Origin of the sequence: Paenibacillus sp. Y412MC10 (genome assembly GCF_000024685.1) — a bacterium.
Classification (GTDB): Bacteria; Bacillota; Bacilli; order Paenibacillales; family Paenibacillaceae; genus Paenibacillus_AQ; species Paenibacillus_AQ lautus_A.
Genome location: NC_013406.1, coordinates 2039939 through 2061977 on the forward strand (window position 1 = coordinate 2039939; position 22039 = coordinate 2061977).

At 53.2% G+C, this 22039-nt stretch carries 21 protein-coding genes; 19 read left to right on the forward strand and 2 right to left on the reverse strand.

Features of this window, described 5'->3' with window-relative positions; all coding sequences use genetic code 11:
- Window positions 1–192: 192 nt before the first annotated feature.
- On the reverse strand, window positions 193–465 hold the full coding sequence (gene rpsT, locus GYMC10_RS08675; protein ID WP_009590780.1) for a 30S ribosomal protein S20: 273 nt from the start codon (window positions 463–465) through the stop codon (window positions 193–195).
- A gap of 162 nt (window positions 466–627) precedes the next feature.
- Here rpsT and gpr point away from each other — a divergent pair, with 162 nt between their 5' ends.
- The 18 genes from gpr to GYMC10_RS08765 all read left to right on the forward strand — a co-directional run bounded on the left by gpr (window position 628) and on the right by GYMC10_RS08765 (window position 19403).
- The gene (gene gpr / locus GYMC10_RS08680; RefSeq protein WP_015734174.1) at window positions 628–1629 is read left to right on the forward strand and encodes a GPR endopeptidase; all 1002 of its coding nucleotides are present in this window, start codon (window positions 628–630) and stop codon (window positions 1627–1629) included.
- 162 nt (window positions 1630–1791) lie between these two features.
- Window positions 1792–3165 (forward strand): stage II sporulation protein P, encoded by a 1374-nt coding sequence (locus tag GYMC10_RS08685; RefSeq protein WP_015734175.1) that lies wholly within the window; start codon window positions 1792–1794, stop codon window positions 3163–3165.
- A gap of 60 nt (window positions 3166–3225) precedes the next feature.
- Complete coding sequence (locus GYMC10_RS08690) at window positions 3226–3639, forward strand: hypothetical protein (protein ID WP_015734176.1); 414 nt, start codon at window positions 3226–3228, stop codon at window positions 3637–3639.
- Between the two features lie 89 nt (window positions 3640–3728).
- The gene (gene lepA / locus GYMC10_RS08695) at window positions 3729–5546 is read left to right on the forward strand and encodes a translation elongation factor 4 (RefSeq protein ID WP_015734177.1); all 1818 of its coding nucleotides are present in this window, start codon (window positions 3729–3731) and stop codon (window positions 5544–5546) included.
- Between the two features lie 206 nt (window positions 5547–5752).
- On the forward strand, window positions 5753–6919 hold the full coding sequence (gene hemW, locus GYMC10_RS08700; protein WP_015734178.1) for a radical SAM family heme chaperone HemW: 1167 nt from the start codon (window positions 5753–5755) through the stop codon (window positions 6917–6919).
- Between the two features lie 75 nt (window positions 6920–6994).
- On the forward strand, window positions 6995–7456 hold the full coding sequence (locus tag GYMC10_RS08705; RefSeq protein ID WP_015734179.1) for an N-acetyltransferase: 462 nt from the start codon (window positions 6995–6997) through the stop codon (window positions 7454–7456).
- A 108-nt stretch (window positions 7457–7564) separates the two neighbouring features.
- Window positions 7565–8599: a heat-inducible transcriptional repressor HrcA gene (gene hrcA, locus GYMC10_RS08710; RefSeq protein ID WP_015734180.1), complete on the forward strand. Its 1035-nt coding sequence runs from the start codon at window positions 7565–7567 to the stop codon at window positions 8597–8599.
- A gap of 13 nt (window positions 8600–8612) precedes the next feature.
- Window positions 8613–10148 carry a TCP-1/cpn60 chaperonin family protein gene (locus GYMC10_RS08715; RefSeq protein WP_015734181.1) on the forward strand — a complete coding sequence of 512 codons (1536 nt, stop codon included), beginning with the start codon at window positions 8613–8615 and terminating at the stop codon, window positions 10146–10148.
- A gap of 59 nt (window positions 10149–10207) precedes the next feature.
- Window positions 10208–10822 (forward strand): nucleotide exchange factor GrpE, encoded by a 615-nt coding sequence (gene grpE / locus GYMC10_RS08720; protein ID WP_015734182.1) that lies wholly within the window; start codon window positions 10208–10210, stop codon window positions 10820–10822.
- 84 nt (window positions 10823–10906) lie between these two features.
- On the forward strand, window positions 10907–12745 hold the full coding sequence (gene dnaK / locus GYMC10_RS08725) for a molecular chaperone DnaK (protein ID WP_009590812.1): 1839 nt from the start codon (window positions 10907–10909) through the stop codon (window positions 12743–12745).
- Between the two features lie 92 nt (window positions 12746–12837).
- Window positions 12838–13956, forward strand: coding sequence for a molecular chaperone DnaJ (gene dnaJ / locus GYMC10_RS08730; protein WP_009590783.1), 1119 nt, complete (start codon window positions 12838–12840; stop codon window positions 13954–13956).
- A 235-nt stretch (window positions 13957–14191) separates the two neighbouring features.
- Window positions 14192–14563, forward strand: coding sequence for a hypothetical protein (locus GYMC10_RS08735; protein WP_036666185.1), 372 nt, complete (start codon window positions 14192–14194; stop codon window positions 14561–14563).
- A 50-nt stretch (window positions 14564–14613) separates the two neighbouring features.
- Window positions 14614–14814 (forward strand): YfhD family protein, encoded by a 201-nt coding sequence (locus tag GYMC10_RS08740; RefSeq protein ID WP_009590798.1) that lies wholly within the window; start codon window positions 14614–14616, stop codon window positions 14812–14814.
- 184 nt (window positions 14815–14998) lie between these two features.
- Window positions 14999–15976, forward strand: coding sequence for a 50S ribosomal protein L11 methyltransferase (gene prmA / locus GYMC10_RS08745; RefSeq protein WP_015734183.1), 978 nt, complete (start codon window positions 14999–15001; stop codon window positions 15974–15976).
- 2 nt (window positions 15977–15978) lie between these two features.
- Window positions 15979–16671, forward strand: coding sequence for a site-2 protease family protein (locus tag GYMC10_RS08750; protein ID WP_015734184.1), 693 nt, complete (start codon window positions 15979–15981; stop codon window positions 16669–16671).
- A gap of 72 nt (window positions 16672–16743) precedes the next feature.
- The gene (locus tag GYMC10_RS08755; RefSeq protein ID WP_015734185.1) at window positions 16744–17514 is read left to right on the forward strand and encodes an RsmE family RNA methyltransferase; all 771 of its coding nucleotides are present in this window, start codon (window positions 16744–16746) and stop codon (window positions 17512–17514) included.
- A 2-nt stretch (window positions 17515–17516) separates the two neighbouring features.
- Entirely contained in the window at window positions 17517–18860 is a 1344-nt protein-coding gene (gene mtaB, locus GYMC10_RS08760) for a tRNA (N(6)-L-threonylcarbamoyladenosine(37)-C(2))-methylthiotransferase MtaB (protein ID WP_015734186.1), read from the forward strand.
- Window positions 18861–18947: 87 nt separating this feature from the next.
- On the forward strand, window positions 18948–19403 hold the full coding sequence (locus GYMC10_RS08765) for an NUDIX hydrolase (protein WP_015734187.1): 456 nt from the start codon (window positions 18948–18950) through the stop codon (window positions 19401–19403).
- On the opposite strand, the gene GYMC10_RS08770 is transcribed toward GYMC10_RS08765, so the two are convergent.
- Window positions 19400–20371 carry a Na/Pi cotransporter family protein gene (locus GYMC10_RS08770; RefSeq protein ID WP_015734188.1) on the reverse strand — a complete coding sequence of 324 codons (972 nt, stop codon included), beginning with the start codon at window positions 20369–20371 and terminating at the stop codon, window positions 19400–19402. The two genes, GYMC10_RS08765 and GYMC10_RS08770, sit on opposite strands and share 4 nt — an antisense overlap.
- Window positions 20372–20579: 208 nt before the next feature.
- Between GYMC10_RS08770 and GYMC10_RS08775 the strand changes: the two genes are divergently transcribed.
- Window positions 20580–21953, forward strand: coding sequence for a class I SAM-dependent rRNA methyltransferase (locus tag GYMC10_RS08775; RefSeq protein WP_015734189.1), 1374 nt, complete (start codon window positions 20580–20582; stop codon window positions 21951–21953).
- Window positions 21954–22039: the final 86 nt, after the last annotated feature.

The window sequence follows — 22039 nt, forward strand, 5'->3', positions numbered from 1 at the left end:
CTCTTTTTCATCTAGAGATCAGAAAGTATGACCTGCAGAGGTAAATCAACTTGATCTGGCCAGAAAAACATCCGCTATAAGCGGTCAATCCTCGGAAGAGTGTGCATCGATGAACGTTTTTCTAATCACAAAAAGCCCTGAGCAGCGTGAACTGTTCAGGGCTTTTTCCATGTCGTATTCAACAAACGTTTCTTACGCTTGGGACGTAAGAGCGTTTAGTCTTTTCGCCAGACGGGATTTCTTGCGGGCAGCTGCGTTCTTATGGATCAGGCCCTTCGTTACGGCTTTATCAAGCTTCTTGGAAGCAGCTTGGAAAGCTACTTTAGCAGCTTCGATTTCTGTACCGTTCAACGCTACGTCAGCAGTTTTAACAGCTGTGCGAAGCGCGGATTTTTGAGAAATGTTAAGCGCGTGGCGTTTGTCATTTGTCTTTACACGTTTAATCGCGGATTTGATGTTTGGCATTACATTCACCTCCTGTAAGGCATTTCAATAGAGCGAAATGATTCACAACTTAAAATATTTTAGCATGGGGGTGGACAAAAAGCAATACTCATTCGGACTTCTGCATAATCTCTCCCATACTCTCGCACACTACTAACAATATGAGGAGGAGTGTGAATTTAGATGGATCTGGATCTGCAAAAATACTCGGTCCGAACGGATCTGGCCGTGGAATCAAGAGAACTGGCTGGAGGCACAGGAAGCGCGCCCATTCCCGGGGTTATGGAGGACGTGGTGCAGGAGGACGGAATTAAGATTACAAGGCTGGATGTGGAGAACGATGCTGCCTCTCAGCAAATCGGAAGGGTGAAGGGGCATTACGTCACGTTGGAGGTTCCCGATCTTCGCAAGGGCGATACGGGGCTTCAGGATCAGGTATCCGTTGTCTTCGCCCGCGAGTTCGAAGCGTTCATGTCCCGGATCGGGATTGGACCCAAGGCAAGCGTGCTCATTGTCGGGCTCGGCAACTGGAACGTGACGCCGGATTCGCTGGGACCGCTCGTGGTGGAGAACGTGATGGTGACCCGCCAGTATTTCGAGCTCATGCCGGATCGGGTGGCCCCGGGCTATCGTCAGGTAAGCGCCGTTGCGCCGGGTGTACTCGGCCTGACGGGGATTGAGTCGAGCGAAACGGTTCAAGGCATCGTGGAACAAACGCGCCCCGAGTTGATCATCGCCATCGATGCACTGGCTTCGCGTTCGCTGGAGCGGGTGAACACGACCATCCAGATTGCGGATATTGGCATCCATCCCGGCTCCGGCGTTGGCAACAAGCGGAAAGGACTGACTCAGGAGATTCTTGGAGTCCCTTGCATTGCGATCGGCGTTCCGACCGTCTGCTACGCTTCCACCATCGTCAATAATGCGATTGAGCTGATGAAATCCCACTTCGGGGAAGGCGCGCCGGAGACGGGCAAGATTATGGGAATGCTGCACGATATCCCCGAAGGCGAGCGCCTCGCCCTGGTGAAGGAGGTTCTGGAGCCGCTGGGCCATGACCTTATCGTAACGCCTAAGGAGATTGATGAATTTATAGAAGATATCGCCAACATCGTGGCGACCGGCCTGAACGCGGCGCTCCATGAAGCCGTGGATCCCGGCAATGTAGGCGCGTATACCCACTGACCCATAGTAAAAGCTCCGAATCTATCGGAGCTTTTATATTTTTCCAGGATCTAGTTCTATCGAATCTCCCCGGTTCATAGATTTGAAGTATAAGAGATTACAGAGTCGCGGGAACGGCTGGATGAGGTCGGCATCTCCCGGCGAACCGAGGAGGACATCGCTATGAACAATCGCAAGTTCCGCATCTGGAATATTGCCAGAATGAAACGGAAGGTCATGGAAGGTCTGAGCATGGGGCGTACGTTAATTATACTGATGCTAGGCTCTCTTATATTTTTTATTTTGCTAGGGATCGGGGGAATGGCGGAACAGCGGATGAATTCCTCGCCCGTGTCGTCGATGAAAGGATTGGCCGCTTCGTTATCCAGCCATTTTTTCATCGATATGATCGGCATGGAGATGCCGCATATGACGGCTTCCAAAGAGACCTCGAGCTTCTCCGGCGAGAAAATGTCCACGTTCGTCTTTGAGCTCCTGACGAGCGTAAACCCGAAGGATCCGAAGAGCCTCCTTGCGGGAGAGCTTCCCGGCATGAAGGCTAATCAACCGGTTCAGCTGTCGCACGGCTCCGGTAACGAGGATGGCGAGGCACCGGCCGATTACCGTCCGGATCCGGCGGAAGAGCAGGCGGAGGGAGAGCCCGCCGAGACCGGGGAAGAGCCGACGCAGGGCGAACAAGGGAATAGCGGCAATGAAGGAAAGGGCGAGGATGCTCCGGATCAGGGCGGGAAGGACGAGCCCGGCAGCAAGAATGAACCCGGAAGCACCTCCAAGGACGGAAAGACAACGAACGGGAAGAAATCCGTGCTCATCTATCATTCCCACCCGCAGGAAGCGTATAACCCGCTGCTCTCGCATCCATCCGATAATCCGGGGGCGGTATCACCGACCAAGAACGTCATGCTGGTGGGCAGCTTCCTGAGCAAAAGGCTTGAAGCCAACGGAATCGGCACCCTGCACGACAAGAGCGATTATCAATCTACCGTGGAAGGATATAACTATAACTATTCTTATAAATACTCGCGCCAGATGGCCATGGAGGCCATGTCCCAGAACGACGGCATCAACTATCTGATCGATATCCACCGGGATTCGCAGCGCTACAACAAAACGACGGCCACCGTAAACGGCGTCAATTACGCCAAGGTGTACTTCATCATCGGACATGCGAACGAGAACTGGAGACAGAACGAGGCGTTTGCAAGCAAAATCAATGCCAAGCTGGAGAAGTCCTATCCCGGCGTTTCCCGGGGCGTGTGGGGCAAATCGGCGGACCAAGGGAACGGAGAGTACAACCAATCCTTGTCCCCGAACAGCATCCTGATCGAAATCGGCGGCATCGACAATACGAAGGAAGAATTGCAGCGAACGGCCGAAGCGCTGGCGGACATCATCGCCGAAGTGTACTGGCAGGAACAAGAAGCCGAGAAGGCCAGCGTGAAAAAAGAGAGTGATCCAGCGAAGAAGCAGTCGGCTTCAGCAGCCAAGGACGGCAGCAAAATAGGCGCGGAGGATAAAGCGTCCAAAGCAGGTTGAAGGTTGAAGGAAAGGGTCATGAACGGAGCAGGAATGAAGGGGTAAATCAAGGAGGGGCTTATGATGTCGAGATTGGGAAAACGGTTTGTGGCGCTAATCATATGGACAGGCATCGGCATATTGGTCGGCATGCAGCTTGGAGGGGCCAAAGGGCCGGTGCCGGCCGAGGGTACCGGGGGAACGCAGACCGTGGTGCAAGGCCAGGTTCAGGATCCGCAAGGCGGAACGGCCCAGGGGAATGGATGGGGAGGGACGCGCAAGCATCCTCCCGCCCCTGAATCCGTCGACCAGGAACCAGACGCCCATAAGACGGCAGTGCCCGAATACGAGCCGTCGCCCAGCGACATCCTGCTCCCCGAACGCTCCCAACCGCCTGCCGATGTGCTTGCCGACAAAACGGCCGGATTGCTTCAGCAGCTCTCTGACCAAAGCATCCGCTGGGTCGTGTCGATGTTCGGATCGATTGCGGAATAAATTTCGCCTTTATTCTCAGCATTGCTGTGCATCCCCTCAACTGGTATAATAAGTTGATTCAAACATCTGGTGGTTGTTGGGGGTTAGGCATGACAGACGTACAAGTAAGACAACAAAAAATTCGTAATTTCTGTATCATTGCACATATAGACCATGGGAAATCGACGCTTGCCGACCGTATTTTGGAATTTACGGGCGCATTAACTTCGCGTGAAATGCAGGAGCAGGTACTGGATCAGATGGATCTGGAGCGAGAGCGCGGAATTACCATCAAGCTGCAGGCGGTTCGCCTAAACTACAAAGCCGATGACGGCGAGGAGTATATATTGAACCTGATCGATACTCCCGGACACGTCGACTTCACGTATGAGGTATCCCGAAGCCTGGCCGCTTGCGAAGGCGCGCTGCTCGTTGTCGATGCCGCACAGGGAATCGAAGCGCAGACATTGGCCAACGTATATCTGGCATTGGATAACAATCTTGAAATTTTGCCTGTCATTAACAAAATCGACCTGCCGAGCGCCGATCCCGAACGGGTGAAGCAGGAGGTCGAGGACGTGATCGGGCTCGATGCCAGCGATGCCGTTTTGGCTTCCGCGAAAGCGGGCATCGGAATCAAGGAAATCCTGGAGCAGGTGGTTCAGAAAGTGCCTGCGCCAACGGGTAATTCCGAAGAACCGCTGAAAGCGCTGATTTTCGACTCCCATTATGATCCTTACAAGGGCGTCATCGTATACGTTCGCGTCATTGACGGCAGCATCAAGGCCGGCTCCAAGATCAAGATGATGGCCACCGGCAAAACCTTCGAGGTGATCGAGGTGGGTGCCTTTAAGCCGCGCATGTCCATCGTGGACGAGCTTAACGTCGGCGATGTCGGTTTCATCGTCGCGGGCATCAAGAGCGTGGGCGATACGCAGGTCGGGGATACGGTAACGGATGCCAAGCGTCCGACGGCCGAGCCGCTCCCGGGTTACCGCAAAATCAATCCGATGGTGTTCTGCGGATTGTATCCAATCGAAACATCGGACTACAACGATCTGCGCGAGGCGCTCGAGAAGCTGCAGCTGAACGACGCATCGCTCAGCTTTGAGCCGGAGACGTCCAGCGCGCTCGGATTCGGCTTCCGCTGCGGATTCCTGGGCCTCCTTCATATGGACGTCATCCAGGAGCGGATCGAACGCGAGTTTAACATACCGCTGATTACGACCGCGCCGAGCGTGATTTACCGCATTACGCAGACGAACGGAGAGCAGATTCAAATCGATAACCCTTCCCATTATCCTGAGGTCGGCAAGGTCGATTATGTCGAAGAGCCTTATGTTAAAGCAGCCATTATCGTGCCGAATGATTATGTCGGAGCGATCATGGAGCTTTGCCAAAACAAACGCGGCGAATTCGTCAACATGGAATACCTGGACACGACGCGCGTCACCATTACCTATGAAATTCCGCTGTCGGAAATCGTGTACGATTTCTTCGATCAGTTGAAATCGAGCACCAAAGGATATGCTTCATTCGATTATGAGCTGTCCGGATACCGCCGGTCCAATCTGGTCAAAATGGACATTCTGCTTAATGCCGAGCAGGTGGATGCCCTGTCCTTTATCGTGCACAAGGACCGCGCCTACCACCGCGGCCGGGCGATTTGCGAGAAGCTGCGCGAGCTGATTCCTCGCCAAATGTTCGAGGTGCCGATTCAGGCATCGGTCGGTACCAAGGTTGTGGCCCGCGAAACGGTTAAAGCGATGCGCAAGAACGTGCTTGCCAAATGTTACGGCGGCGACATCTCCCGTAAACGGAAACTTCTGGAGAAGCAGAAGGAAGGTAAGAAGCGGATGAAGCAGGTGGGCAGCGTCGAAGTGCCGCAGGAAGCCTTCATGGCCGTTCTGAAAATCGACGACAAGTAATAGGAAGCCAATGGCAGGGGAAGGCCTTTGAGTTAAAGAGCCGCTCCTTGCGTGTATAGCCTTCACGATGTAAATGATGGGAAAGCCGATTCTCGGCTTTCCTTTCTTTCATTCCAAGAGGCATAGCGTTATAGTAGAGAAGGAACTTTCAAGAAGTTACTTAAAGTAAGTCATGTCAGAGCGGTATATGAGGGGGCAAGAAAAGAATGACGGCAAACGATCAACGGACGGAAGCGGTGTACATCCATATTCCGTTCTGTACCAATAAATGTTTTTACTGCGACTTCAATTCCTACGTGTTAAAGGATCAGCCGGTAATGGATTATCTGCGAGCGCTGGATAAGGAAATGGAGCTGACCGTTCAGGCTAATCCGCCGGGACGAATCAAGAGCATCTTTGTAGGCGGCGGGACTCCTACTGTACTAAAGCCGAACGAAATGGAATACTTCTTGCAGAGCGTGAAGCGCCATTTTCCGGAATGGTCCGATAGCATCGAGTTTTCAATGGAGGCGAATCCCGGCACCACGGATCTGGAGAAACTGTCCGTCATGCGCCAAGGCGGGGTGAACCGGATCAGCTTCGGGGTGCAGGCCTTCCAGAACACATTGTTGACCGGCATCGGCAGAATTCACGATACGGATGACGTATACCGGAGTCTCGATAACGCCAGAAGAGCAGGCTTTGACAACATGTCCATCGATCTGATGTTCGGTCTCCCGAATCAAACCTTGGACATGCTTGCGGAAAGCGTGGATAAGGCGTTGGAGCTCGAACTCCCGCATTATTCAATCTACAGCCTGAAGGTCGAAGAGAATACGCTGTTCCATACGATGTACCAGCGAAACCAGCTTCCGCTTCCGGATGAGGAGGACGAGCTGAATATGTACCTTCTTTTAATGGAACGGATGAAGGCTGCCGGATATAAGCAGTACGAAATCAGCAATTTTGCGAAACCCGGCTTCGAGAGCCGGCATAATATGACGTATTGGCGCAACGAAGACTATTACGGCCTAGGCGCGGGGGCGCACGGATATGTCGGCCGTCAGCGCCATGTGAACATCAAAGGGGTCAATCCCTATAATGAAGCAGCCAATAAAGGCCTTCCAAGATTGGAGAGCTTTGAGATATCTAAGGAAGAAGCGATGGAGGATTTCCTGATGGTCGGGCTGCGCGTGCTGGACGGCGTCTCGCGCAGCCGGTTCCGGGAGCAGTTCGGGATCTCCATGGAGGATGTTTTTGCCGGTCCGCTGAATAAAATGGTAGGCGCGGGCCTACTCGATGCAACCGAGGAAGGGTATAAGCTGAGCAGCAAAGGCATTTTGTTTGGCAACGATGTGTTTGGCGAATTCATAGGAAGCCTGACGACAAATTAATCTATTGAACTTATATGCGCTCTGTTGTATATTTATTCATAACATGACGGAGCGTGTAAAGGGGAGACGGACAACATGTCGGCGGTATGCAGAAAAGCAAAGTTAGAGGATGTCGAGCCGCTGTATCAGATGATTCAGGGTTATGCCGAGAAGGGGATTATGCTCCCCCGGTCCAAAAAAGTGCTGGAGAAACAAATCGGAGAGTTCGTTGTAGCTGAATCCGAAGGGCACGTCATTGGCTGCGGTTCATTGTGCCAGCTGGGAAGCGATTTGGTCGAGATCCGTTCGCTCGGCATCTCGGAAGGATATAAAGGGCAAGGCATCGGCTCCATGCTGGTGGACACCCTTCTGGAAGAAGCGAAACGCCGCGAGCTTCCGAAAGTAATGGCCTTGACGTATGAGGTATCCTTTTTCATCAAAAACGGCTTTGCCGTCGTAGAGAAGGAGATTTTTCCGGAGAAGGTATGGACCGACTGCATCCACTGCAAGAAGCAGTATGCTTGTGACGAAATAGCTGTTCTTAAAGTACTGAACTGACTTGACAATCCTCAGGTCGGTTTGGTATTTTTGTTATATCGGTTAGCACTCGATGGCGATGAGTGCTAACGAAAGCGAAAATGAGCAGTCAGCAAGGAGGGAAGCGACATGTTAACAGATCGTCAGCGCATGATTTTGAATGCCATTGTGGATGACTATATCCGTTCTGCCGAGCCGGTTGGTTCAAGAAGCATTTCCAAGCGAGGGGACGTCGGCTACAGCCCGGCAACCATTCGTAACGAGATGGCTGATCTGGAGGAGCTCGGGTTTCTGGAGCAGCCCCATACCTCAGCTGGACGAATACCGTCGCATAAAGGATATCGATATTATGTTGATCATCTCACGTCGTCGTTTTCCTTGAACCCTGCGGAACTGCATATGATGAAATCATTTTTTGCAGAAAAGCTGAACGTGATGGAGCAGATGATACAGCATACAGCCGGCATTCTGTCTCAAATGACTAATTACACTTCCATCCTGCTGGGACCGGAAGTTTTTCATACGTCTTTGCGCCATTTCCAGCTTCTTCCTCTCCATGAGGATCAAGCGGTGGCCATCATCGTTACCAGCACAGGGCAAGTCGAGAACAAGGTTGTTTCGATTCCGCAGGGCGTGTCCGTATCGGAACTGGAGCAAGTGGTAAATCTTCTGAACAAGAAGCTGGTCAATGTGCCTCTATATAAACTCAAGACTCGTTTGTATTCGGAAATTGCCGAGGAAATGCAGCGGCATATTTCACATTATGAGGATCTGATGAGTATGCTGGATATCGCTCTCAACAACGAACCGGATCACCGGGGGGTATATCTGAGCGGCACGACCCACATGCTGAACCAGCCGGAGTTCAAGGATGTTGATAAAGTAAGGGAAATATTCGAGCTTCTGGAGCAGACTCCCGCTCTGATGAAGCTCATGGCACCTGCTCCCGGGGAGCACGGTGTCCAAGTGAAGATCGGCACGGAGAATACGCATGAGGCCATTTCGAACTGCAGTTTGATCACTGCGACGTATTCGATCGACGGCAAAGCGCTTGGTTCGATCGGCATTCTCGGTCCTACAAGAATGGAATATGCACGGGTGATCGGCATCTTGAATGTGTTATCCCATGACCTGACGAAGCTGCTGTCACACTGGTACAAATAAAGGAGTGAGACAGATGAGCCAAGGACAACATAGCCAAGTGGACGGAGACGAGCGTTATTCCACGCTGCTGAACAACAGCAATGCCGTCCGCGCAGTTACGTCCGCCGTAGAAGGCACGCTTGGCCCCAAGGGGCTCGACGTCATGCTGGTTGGCCCGCGCGGCGAAGTGGTCATCACCAATGACGGAGTGACGATTCTGGACAAAATGGATGTCACCCATCCCGCTGCGCGCCTTCTGATTCAGGTGGCTCGGGCGCAGCAGGAGAAAATCGGCGACGGTACCACAACGGCAACCGTGCTCGCTGGCGCCCTCGTGCAGGAAGGGGTATCCCGCATCACGCGCGGGGTGCCCGCTTCCAAGGTGGTTGAGGGCCTGCGCCAGGGAATCGAGAAGTCGATGCAGCTCTTGTCGAAGCGTGTCCGGCTGATCGGCGGATTGGATGATCCGCTGTTGGAACGGACGGTGCATGTCGCCGGGCGTGAACGGAAGGACATCGTGGAGCTGGTTATGCAAGCCGCGCGCAAAGCCGGAATCGACCGTCTGCAGGATCCTTCCTACTCGCTCGCAGACAGTATAATTGCGCTGGAGAATGCCGAGAATGAAGTGTTCGAGGGGGTTCTGCTCCGGCAGCGGCCGATCTTCGCCAGGGAGTCCAAGTCCTACGACGATGCCAGAGTGCTGGTGCTGTATGATTCCCTGGAGCCCGACGACATCGACGAAGAGGCCCTTACAACCGAAGCCGGATTTGCGCAGTATATGGATCTGCGAAAAGTGTTCGCGTCGGATTTGGACAGATTGTCCGAACTATCCGTAAAACTCATCCTCCTTGAAAAGGGCATTCATCCGGATGCGGAGCAGTTTTGCCTGGATCACGGGATGATGGTGGTACCGCGCGTATCGCGTGCGGATCTCCGCAAGGTAAGCGACATGACGGGAGCTACACCGATACGCCGCAAGGCGTTACATAAAGACTCGAAAGAGCTTGCGGCCCTTCTGGGTCATACCCCGCGCGTCGCTTATGATGAAGGCATCGAAAAAATCCGCCTGTCCTGCGGCAGCAAGGACCGCATTGTGACGGTGATCGTCGGGGCAAGCACTTCGGAAGTGGTAGGGGAGGCCGCCAGGATTGCGGGCGATGCCGCTTCGGCACTGCAGGCTGCCGTATCCGGCGGGGTGCTTCCAGGCGGCGGGACAAGCGAACTGGCCGTGTCTTATGAACTGGAACGGATCCGGGAAGCCCAGAAAGGCATGGAAGCCTTCGGCATGGAGGCAGTTTCCGCCGCGCTGCGAAAGCCGATGTCGCAGATTCTTCTGAACGCAGGTTATAATCCGCTTGAGAAGATGGAGGAGGTCCGAGCCGCACAAATCCGAGCCGACTCCGACTGCATGGGGATTGACTGCGACAGTGGGCGGGTTGTCGACTATGAAGAGCTGGGCGTGCTGGATCCGGCCCCGGTCAAACTTCACGGCCTGCGGGCAGCCGGCGAGGTTGCGGCTGCCGTGCTGCGGATTCATCATGTGATCAAGATGAAGGAAATAGGCGAATAACGCTAAGATAGATGAGTTATAGACCGTCTGGTTTAGAATATGAAGGAGGTGAAGGCGTCTTGAATAATGAGCACAAGGATGCCGTTCAAGATACAGTTACAGAAGAAACGATCGAAGAAACTTTGGAAAACACGCCAAACACGGGTGAGAGCGTGTCTCCGGGGGAGGCCGTGAATCCCGAGCAGGAGATTCCCGTAACGGAATCGGCTGATGAAGCCGCAGGTTCGGCCGAGCTTGAGAAGCTTCAGGCCGAGCTGCAGGAGCAGCAGCAGCGTACCCTGCGGGTACAGGCGGATTTCGATAATTTCCGCCGCCGCACGCAGAAAGAGAAAGAGGATCTGGGCAAATATGCTTCCTCCAAACTGATTACGGAGCTTCTGCCCGTCATCGACAACTTTGAGCGTGCCCTCCAGGCATCCGAGGAGAACCCGGAATTTGAATCCTTCTCCAAGGGCGTCAACATGATCTTCCGTCAATTGGAATCCGTTCTTGCTACCGAAGGCTTGAGCGCAATGAAGAGTGTGGGCGAGCCGTTCAATCCGGAGTACCACCAAGCGATCATGCAGGTGGAGAGCGATGAGTACGAGGAAGGCATCGTGGTTGAGGAAGTGCAGAAAGGGTACATGTTAAAAGATAAAGTATTGAGACCTGCCATGGTTAAAGTGAGCATGTAAACGACTTTCGATAGTCGTTTATCATATAAAAATGATGAATGTCATGCGGGGATTCGCATGAATGAATAAGGAGGAAAATTTTACATGAGCAAAGTTATTGGTATCGACTTAGGAACAACCAACTCCTGCGTAGCCGTCATGGAGGGTGGGGAAGCGGTAGTTATCCCGAATCCGGAGGGTGCCCGCACAACCCCGTCGGTTGTCGGATTTAAGAAAGACGGTGAGCGCATCGTCGGGGATACAGCCAAACGCCAAGCGATCACCAACCCGGATCGCACCATCATTTCCATTAAGCGCCATATGGGCACGAATCACAAAGAATCCATCGACGGCAAAGACTACACACCGCAAGAAATCTCCGCCATCATTCTGCAGAAGCTGAAATCCGATGCGGAAGCTTACCTGGGCCAGCCTGTAACCCAAGCGGTTATTACGGTTCCCGCATATTTTAATGACAGCCAGCGTCAGGCTACCAAGGATGCCGGCAAAATCGCGGGCCTTGAAGTTCTGCGTATCGTCAACGAGCCGACGGCTGCGGCATTGGCTTACGGCATGGAGAAATCCGAAGACCAAACCATCCTGGTATATGACCTTGGCGGCGGTACATTCGACGTTTCCATTCTGGAACTGGGCGACGGCTTCTTCGAAGTAAAAGCAACCAGCGGGGACAACCAACTGGGCGGCGACGACTTCGACCAAGTGATCATCGACTATCTGGTAGCCGAATTCAAGAAAGAGCAAGGCATCGATCTGAGCAAAGACAAAGCAGCCGTTCAACGTCTGAAAGACGCAGCGGAAAAAGCGAAAAAGGAATTGTCCGGCGTACTGACAACAACGATCTCGCTGCCGTTCATCACGGTTGCAGACGGCGTTCCTCAGCACCTTGAGATCAACCTGACCCGCGCCAAATTCGAAGAATTGTCCGCTTCCCTTGTAGAGCGTACGCTTGGACCGACTCGTCAAGCGCTCAGCGATGCAGGTTTGACAGCGAACGATATTCATAAAATCGTCCTTGTCGGCGGTTCCACTCGTATTCCTGCCGTGCAGGAAGCGATCAAAAAATTGACGGGCAAAGAGCCTCATAAAGGCGTAAACCCGGACGAAGTGGTTGCGCTTGGCGCAGCGGTTCAAGCCGGCGTATTGACCGGTGACGTTAAAGACGTCGTATTGCTCGACGTGACCCCGCTGTCCCTCGGTATCGAAACCGCAGGCGGCGTATTCACCAAAATGATCGACCGCAACACGACGATTCCTACAAGCAAATCCCAAGTGTTCTCCACTTATGCGGATAACCAGCCGAGCGTGGAAATTCACGTGCTGCAAGGCGAGCGCGAAATGGCAGCCGGCAACAAAACGCTGGGACGCTTCATGCTCGGAGACATTCCTCCTGCACCGCGCGGCGTTCCGCAAATCGAAGTTACCTTCGATATCGATGCCAACGGGATCGTAAACGTGTCGGCAACGGATAAAGGTACCGGCAAGAGCCAGAAGATCACCATCACGTCCTCCAGCGGCCTGAGCGACGCTGAAGTTGAACAAATGATGAAAGACGCTGAGCTTCATGCCGAAGAAGACCGTAAACGCAAAGAGCTGGTGGAGGCTCGCAACAATGCCGACCAACTCGTGTACACGACCGAGAAAACACTCAAGGACCTGGGCGACAAAGTCGATGCTTCCGAAGTGGAAAAAGCAAACGAAGCGAAAGACAAAGTGAAGAAGGCGCTTGAATCCGATAACCTGGAAGAGATTAACGCTTCGGTAGAGGAGCTTACTCAAATCGTACAGCAGCTGTCCGTGAAGCTGTATGAGCAAGCGGCACAAGAACAACAAGGTGCTGAAGGTGCCGAGTCCGGCGCTCCTAAGAAAGACAACGTCGTGGATGCAGATTACGAGGTTGTTGACGAAGATAAAAACAAAGGTTAATCTGAATAGATTGTATGGGAAGGTCAAAGCTGCGCATCTTCGCACTTTGGCTTTCCTTATGTAAAGAGTAATAAAGAGATTGGGGTGAAACCGTGGCTGATAAGCGTGATTATTATGAGGTGCTCGGTGTCGGCAAGGATGCATCGGACGATGAGATCAAGAAGGCGTACCGCAAAATGGCCCGCCAGTATCATCCGGACGTGAACAAAGCGGCGGACGCGGAAGCCAAATTCAAGGAAGTGAAAGAGGCTTACGATGTATTGAGCGATGGTCAGAAGCGTGCGCGTTATGACCAGTACGGTCATATAGATCCGAACCAAGGCATGGGCGGAGGCGGTTTCTCCGGTGATTTCGGCGGTTTTGGAGATATATTCGATATGTTCTTTGGCGGCAATGGACGCCGTGATCCGAACGCGCCTCAGCGGGGGAACGATCTGCAATACACGATGACGGTTGAATTCAAGGAAGCCGTATTCGGCAAGGAAACGGACATTACCATTCCGAGAACGGAGACATGCGATACATGTCACGGCTCAGGAGCGAAGCCGGGCACGCAGCCGCATACCTGCTCGGTGTGTAACGGAAGCGGGCAGCAGGAGGTCGTGCAAAATACGCCGTTTGGACGTATGGTGAACCGCCGCGCCTGCTCGAACTGTAACGGAACCGGAAAGATCATTAAAGACCGCTGTTCGACTTGTAACGGCAACGGCAAGGTGAAGAAACAGCGCAAGATTCATGTTCGTGTACCTGCAGGCGTGGATGACGGAGCTCAGCTGCGCATGACGGGCGAAGGCGAAGGCGGATTCCGCGGCGGTCCGGCCGGCGACCTGTATATCGTAATCCGCGTGAAGCCGCATGACTTCTTTGAACGCGAAGGGGACGACATTTATTGCGAAGTGCCGCTTACCTTTGCCCAAGCGGCGCTTGGCGACGAGATCGAGATTCCGACGCTCACCGAGAAAGTGAAGCTGAAGATACCGGCCGGCACGCAGACGGGGACGTTCTTCCGCTTGAAAGGCAAAGGGGTGCCACGGCTGCGCGGTATGGGACAGGGTGACCAGCATGTCAAGGTTGTGGTCATTACGCCTAGCAAGCTCAGCGATGAACAGAAAGAGCTGCTTCGTCAATTCGCTTCGCTCGATGGCGAACAGACCCATGAACAGGAACAGTCTTTTTTTGACCGTGTAAAAAAAGCTTTCCGTGGTGATTAATCCACGATAGGGGTAATTCCCTCATAGCATAGCAAAATAGCAAAAAGCAGCAGGTTCTAAAGGTTTCCATACCTTTGGCCTGCTGCTTTTTGGTTTGTGGCAGAAGAAGCAGCAGGGGTATCCCGCTGCTTTACAGGTTCGTATCGCTCAAGAATAAAAGGTTTGACAATGAAGCAACCTAGGATAGTTCCATCTCGGAAGATGCAATCTTGAATAGGAAATGCAGGTGAATGAAGTGGCAGAGAAAAACATTTTGGCCTATTTCAAAAGTCCGGAAGAAGCCCGGCATGCGGCCCGCAAATTGCAGTCGCTGCGCGTTGCCGATATGTCCATCGACCGGTTTAGCGCCGATCCCGGCGGGGAGCTCAACAATCCGATGAATCCGTTGACAGGCAACATCGCAAGCTTAACAACGATGACCTTAAATGCGGATATTTCGGGGCCGGGGGCCGGAATTCTCGGAGCTGCGGACCCATCGGCCAGCGGGATGAGCACCGGTGGTGAGGATGGAACCGAAGGCCGGGATATTTTGCTGACGGTTGTACTGGACGAAAGCGTCTTCCCGCAAGCCATGCGGTTAATCGAAGAATCCGGCGGCATGATTTAAGGTTCCAGGCACCGCTCTGAGTGTTGATATCGGAAAGGAGAATAACACCCATGATGAGACGCGTAAAAAAAGGGAAGATCTCGAGCAAAACCGAGAAGATGATTGCGCTGCAGTCCGCCAAGGCGGAGGATGTTGAGTTTTCGGCTATGGAAGCCGATCACGATGATGTGGAAGCGCTGCGTCGAAGCGAGGCAGCAGATGAACGCCAATTGAAGAAAATTTTGGATGAAACCAGTAAAAATGTAGATTAATCGCTACCGATGTGGAATGTGGAAAAGCCCGCTTGCCTTCTTTTAATGAGGTTGCAGCAGGGCTTTTTTGAATTTGATGAATGTCTTTGAAAAGTTATCATGGTATTTTAGTGCAAACTTTGTATCCGGGGTCCTCAATATAGTACAATGATACTTACGTATGAATGAGGAGGAACTATTGCACATGTTATGGCGTGAATTAACGATACATACCACGGAGGAAGCCGTGGAGATGATTACGAATTTCCTGCATGAAGCGGGAGCCGGAGGCGTTTCGATCGAGGAGTCCGGTACTACGAACAAAAAGCGGGACACCTCTCTGGGACAGTGGTTTGACGAGATCGTTCCGTTTAACGATATTCCTGAAGGTCAGGCCGTCATCAAAGGTTACTTCGACGAGACGGTGACGCTGGAAGCGATCCTCGATGAAATAACGCCGCGCGTCAACGAGCTGAAGGAATTCGGTATCGAAACGGGCGAAGTGCGGTATGAGATGAAGACGGTGGACGAGAATGATTGGGCTACGGCCTGGAAGCAGTATTTCAAACCGATCCGCGTCTCCGACAGGCTGACCATCAAACCGACGTGGGAAGAGTACACCCCGGAATCAGAGCACGAGTCCATCATCGAGCTGGACCCGGGCATGGCCTTCGGCACAGGAACGCATCCGACGACTTCGTTATGCTTGCGTACATTGGAGATGGTGATCAAGGGCGGAGAGGAAGTCATCGATGTCGGGACAGGCTCAGGCATTCTCTCCATCGGCGCAGCGCATCTGGGCGCTTCACGAATTCTGGCTCTCGACCTGGATCCGGTCGCGGTATCCAGCGCGACGGAGAACACCCGCCTGAACGGCCTGGAAGACCGGATTACGGTGAAGGAAAGCGACCTGCTCTCCGTACTCACGGATTCGTCCGATGACTCGGATCTGGGCGTGACGCTGCCGGTACAAATCGTGGTGGCAAACATCTTGGCCGAGGTTATTCTGCTGTTCGTGGACGACGTATACCAGGCTCTTCAACCGGGAGGGGCTTATATCGCTTCGGGCATTTACAAGAACAAGGAAGAGATCGTGGAGAAGGCTTTGATTGCTTCCGGTTTCGAAATTGCGGATATTTGCCGCGAGGATGATTGGGTTGCATTCGTGGCGAGGAAGAACTGATTATGGATTTTTTGGACCAACTGCTATTTTACCCGTTGGAACAGCTTCCTTTTTACCTGATTGCTTTGATCATCGCATTTACCGTGCATGAGTTCTCGCATGCCTATTTTGCCAATAAATTCGGAGACCCGACGGCCAAGCTGCTGGGCAGGGTCACGCTGAATCCGGCGGTGCATTTCGATTTTCTGGGGATTCTTCTCCTGCTGATTGCAGGTTTCGGCTGGGCACGGCCGGTGCCGGTCAATCGAGAGAATTTTAGCAACCCCCGCCGCATGAGCATCATTGTTGCGGCGGTCGGTCCGCTTAGCAATCTGGTGCTGGGCTTAGTGGGGGCACTTGTTTACGCTATCCTCTATCAAACAGGGGTTATTCCTCCGGAGGGAATTACTAAAACGGATCAAGCGGTGCATTTATTTTTTAATATATTTATATTGCTCAATTTCTTTTTATGCCTGTTCAATCTGATACCATTGCCTCCGCTGGACGGTTATAGAGTTCTAGAGAATGCGCTCCCTCCACGGATAAGTGCGAAGATTCAGAAGTTTGAGCAATGGTCGATTCTTGTATTCTTGTTGATCATACTGTTGCCCGTATTCCAGAATTATACGATCAAACCTCTTTATGATGCGGCGTATGCACTGTCTTCCGAAATTTTGGACATGTTCATTATGATGACCGGCGGTTACCGGCTCTGATTTACTCTGGTCAGTTTGCGTGAAAAGTTGTATGATGGGGTTTGGCGATTTTTGAGTTAGGTGAGGATAGAGATGCAGCGATATTTTGTGACTCCCGCGCAATTCGAGGGAGACCGTGTTGAGATTACGGGCGACGATGCCCGTCATATTGCCAAGGTCATGCGAGGCAGGCTTGGCGATAAATTGATCGTGAGCGACGGGGTATCCCGCGAGGCCTTGATGGAGATTGAGCGCATCGATGCAGGCAGCGTGTTTGCCGTTGTGATTGAACCCATGGAGATGTCGCAGGAACCGCTTCTGCAAGTGAGCATTGCCCAGAGTTTGCCGAAAGGCGACAAGATGGAGACCGTCATCCAAAAGTGCACCGAGATCGGCGCGGTGTCCTTTGTTCCCTTCCTGTCGGAAAGAACGATCGTTCAGTACGATGCGAAAAAGGAAGGGAAGCGGCTGGAGCGCTGGCGCAAAATCGCGAAGGAGGCGGCTGAACAGGCGCATCGCAACCGGATACCGTCTGTTGAACAGCCTCTGACGTGGAAGAATCTGCTTGCAGCGTTTTCCGGTTATGATGCCGTATATTTTTGTTATGAAAAAGAGCAGGGTTCCCAGCTGAGGGACGTGCTGAAGCCTTTTGCAGAGCAGGCGCTGCGTGAATCGGCCAAGCCTGCCAGCTTGCTGCTGGTCGTTGGACCCGAGGGCGGCTTTACGGAAGAGGAATGCCGAGCGGCCGAAGCTGCGGGAGCCGTAGCCGTGGGACTCGGAAGGCGGATCCTTCGCTGCGAGACCGCCGGCATGACGGCGCTGGCCTGCGCACTATACGAATCTGGAGAAATGGGGGGCGTTTGAACATGCCATCCGTAGCGTTTTATACGTTGGGTTGCAAAGTCAATTTTTACGATACCGAGGCCATCTGGCAATACTTCAAGAATGAAGGCTACGACCAGGTGGACTTCGAACAAACCGCAGATGTTTATTTGATTAACACCTGCCACGTTACCAACACAGGGGATAAGAAGAGCCGCCAGATGATCCGGCGCGCGGTTCGCCGAAATCCCGAGGCGATCGTGGCCGTAACGGGCTGTTATGCCCAAACCTCGCCGGCCGAAATTCTGGATATCCCGGGCGTGGATCTCGTCATCGGGAACCAGGATCGCGAGAAAATCATGGATTTCATTCATGACATCGAAAAGACGCGCCAGCCGATTAACGCCGTGCGTAATATCATGAAGACCCGGGTATTCGAGGAAATGGACGTACCGGATTTCGCGGAACGTACTCGCGCATTTCTGAAAATTCAGGACGGATGCAACAACTTCTGCACGTTCTGCATCATCCCTTGGTCCCGCGGTTTGTCGCGAAGCCGTGATCCGAAGAGCATCATCAAGCAGGCGCATCAGCTGGTCGGAGCGGGTTATAAGGAAATCGTGCTGACCGGTATCCACACCGGCGGATATGGGGATGATCTCGAGGATTACAGATTGTCCGATTTGCTGTGGGACCTTGATCGGGTTGACGGTTTGGAACGGATCCGCATCAGCTCCATTGAAGCAAGCCAGATCGATGAGAAGATGCTGGACGTGCTGAACCGCTCCAGTAAAATGTGCCGCCATCTTCACATTCCGCTCCAAGCGGGGGATGATACGGTACTAAAACGGATGCGCCGTAAATATACAACCGAAGAATTCTATAACAAGATGGGCCTGATTCGTCAAGCGATGCCGGATGTGGGCATTACGACGGACGTCATCGTCGGCTTCCCTGGCGAAACGGATGAGATGTTCCGGAACGGATATGACCTGATGAAGGCGATTCAATTCTCGGAAATGCATGTATTCCCGTATTCGAAGCGTACCGGCACGCCGGCGGCACGAATGGAGGATCAGGTGGACGAGGAAGTGAAGAATGCGCGTGTGCACGATCTGATCGACTTGTCGGAGCAGCTTCAGCTGGCTTATGCCGAGCGTTTCGTGGGCCAGATTCTGAACGTGATACCGGAGCGCGAATACAAGGGTGCTCCCAAAGGCGGTAAAATGCAGGGTTACAGCGACAACTACCTGCAGCTTGTATTCAACGGATCGCCTGATCTCGAAGGCAAGCTGTGCCGCGTAAAAGTAACCAAAGCCGGTGTAAATGAATGCGAGGGCGAACTCCTCAGCGTCATGGATCATGGATTAAAGGCAGCTGCCCAGTAATATTCCATAGCGGCCATACCAGACAAGGATTTCATTTCCTGGCTACCGGAAGTGGAGTCCTTGTTGTACATGAAGGAGGAACAGGACATGGCATATACACAAATTTCCGCGGGCGGCGTTGTATACCGTTATTATGAAGGGGCGCTTCAGATCCAACTCATCTTGGACCGTTATGGAAAAACCTCGCTTCCCAAAGGCAAGATGGAAGCCGGTGAAACCGTCGAGCAGACGGCTCTCCGAGAAATACGCGAGGAGACAGGTATAGTCGGATCCATCACTTCTCCAGTGGACATTATTGCATATAAATACCATCATCCCGAATTCGGCCAGGTCGACAAGGAAGTTCACTACTACCTCGTTAAGGCAGAAGGAGGCATCCTAAAACCCCAAATCGAGGAAATCAACGGGGTGGACTGGTTCGAGCCTCTTGCCGCATGGAGGAAGCAGCGGAGCAACGGGTACAATAACAACGATATCATCCTGCGTAAAGCGCTGATGCTGCTTGAAGTTGCTATTCCGGCGGATGAAGATATGAAATTTTAGGACGGCAACCGCTTGTTCCAGAAAGGCAGATAGCAAAGAGGAAGCGCGATCAGCGAGCATGCGATGTTAAACAGGGTTTGCGCATGGGCGATTTGCCCGGCCGGATCTGCGGCTAACCATCCGGATACGGCGGTTAATCCCGCTGTGAACGGAATAAAGAGCAGGACTCCGCCGATATTAAGCCCCAAATGGGACCAAGCCACGAATCGTCCGGCGCGGCTGCTGCCAATCGCTGCGATGAGCGCCGTCACGCAGGTGCCGACATTGGAGCCCAGCACGATCGCGACGCCGATCTCGGGAGGCAGCGCTCCGCTGGCGGCGAGCCCCATAGCCATGGCGATGACCGCGGCGCTGCTGTGCATCAAAGCCGTCAGGATCGCACCGGCTGCAATGCCCCAGAGGACGCTTTGCGAGGCGTGGTCAAGGAACCATTGGAACAACCCGAGGCTTTGAAGGGTCGGCCCAATGGATTGCATGATTTGTATCGCGAGCAGCACCAGTGAAAATCCGGCGACAGCGAGGCATAAAAATTGGCTGCGGATCAACTGGTTTTTTAACTTGTCGTGACTCGCAGGTACGCGTTCGCTGACAAGAACGGCCCCGACCCACAGCATCAGCGAGAGGACAAGCAGTGGCATGGCGGCTTGTCCGATCTGCAGGCTGATGAGTTCGGTCGTTACCGTCGTGCCGATGTTCGTGCCGAGAATAACGCCCAAGGTACCGGACAGGCTTAACAATCCGGCATTGGCAAAGCCTATCGCCAGCACGGTTACGGCGGTGCTGCTCTGCAGCAGGGCCGTAACCGCCGTGCTGGCAACCATGCCTTTCAGGGGCGTGGATGTCGCTTTGTGGAGCCACTTATGCAAGAGCGGTCCGGCCCAGCGCTGGAGGGCGACCTCCATGACCTTCATGCCGAACAGAAACAGGACAAGACCATAACAGACGGGAAACCAGAGCGTGGATAGCATGATGTTCTCCTTTTTGTAAAATAAGGTGGGAGCGGAGTTTCCAGCAAAGCCGAAAGTCATCGGTCATCGCAAGAAAACGATCTCTTCACTCGGTCGGGTAACTGTGAAAGCACGTCGGTCGACGTTTTTCTTAATTACGTATATGACCCTTGGCGGACATGCATACCTATTGCAATAACCCAGGGATAATTTTAAGGAGTGAAATACAGTGCCATCGGTTATTTTGGAGCGCAGTCGAAAAAAGAGACTGGAGCAGGGGCACCCTTGGGTGTATAAAAGCGAGATTGCTTCTGTCGAGGGCGAGCCCGAGCCGGGCGATATCGTATCGGTGTTCAATCATCAAGGCCGTTTTCTTGCCTCCGGGTATTACAATCCGCAATCACAAATCACCGTGCGCACCGTTTCGTATGAACCGGTCGAAGCGATGGACAAGGCTTTTTTCGCAGCCAGATTTGAGGAATGCCTGAAACACCGGGAGCGGTTTATCGGAGACGAGAATGCTTACCGGCTGGTATATGGCGAGGCTGATTTTCTGCCGGGACTGATCGTGGACCGTTTTGCCGACGTGCTGGTCGTGCAGCTACTGACGCTGGGCATGGATCGATGCCGTGCGGACATCGTGGAGGCGCTTGTCGAAGTGGTACAGCCGAAAGGAATTTACGAGCGCAGCGACGTTTCCATCCGGGAACTGGAAGGGCTGGAACAGCGCAAGGGAACTCTTTACGGGGAGTGTCCCCGCCACGTCGTCGTGACGGAGAACGGCTTGAAGATCAAAGTGGATATCGAAGAGGGTCAGAAGACCGGATATTTCTTTGATCAGCGGGAGAACCGGGCATCCATCAAACCGTTAATGACCGGTTGGGGAAGCCGCAGCGGGATTACGCTTCAGGCCGTGGAGCGGGACGGTGAGACGAAGACCCTGCCGGTAAACAAAAGCGGAAAAGAAGTTACGTTCCCGTATTGGGACGGCGCAACGGTGCTGGAATGCTTTTCGCATACGGGCAGCTTCACGCTGCATGCATGCAAATACGGCGCCAAGAAAGTCACCTGCCTCGACATATCGGAGCATGCCATCGAAAGTGCCAAAGAGAACGTGGAATTGAACGGATTCCAGGATCGCGTGGAATTTGTGGTGGATGACGCCTTCCAATATTTGCGCAGCCAGGTAAAGGGTTTGGAAGAGCGCGAGCTACGTGCCCAAGGGGACCAGAAAGTGGATACCTCGAAACCGTTGACCGCGGGCGGAGGGCGATCCTGGGACGTGGTCATTCTGGACCCGCCGGCGTTTGCCAAAACCAGGTCGGCCGTCAAGGGGGCTTGCCGCGGGTACAAGGATATCAACCTCCACGGCATGAAGCTGGTCAACGAGGGCGGATATCTGGTTACGGCAAGCTGCTCGTACCATATGCGGCCGGATTTGTTCCTGGAGACGATCCAGGATGCGGCGAAGGATGCCGGCAAAATTCTGAGATTGGTGGAATGGCGTGCGGCCGGCAAGGACCATCCGCAAATTCTTGGGGTCGACGAGGGACATTATTTGAAATTCGCCGTCTTTGAAGTGCGCGGCAAATCAAAACTGTAAACACCCCAGCTTGGCGGTTCATATAGAGGATCTTGCAATGGTGGATAACCACGATGGCAGGGTCCTTTTTCATATGTCCGAAATCG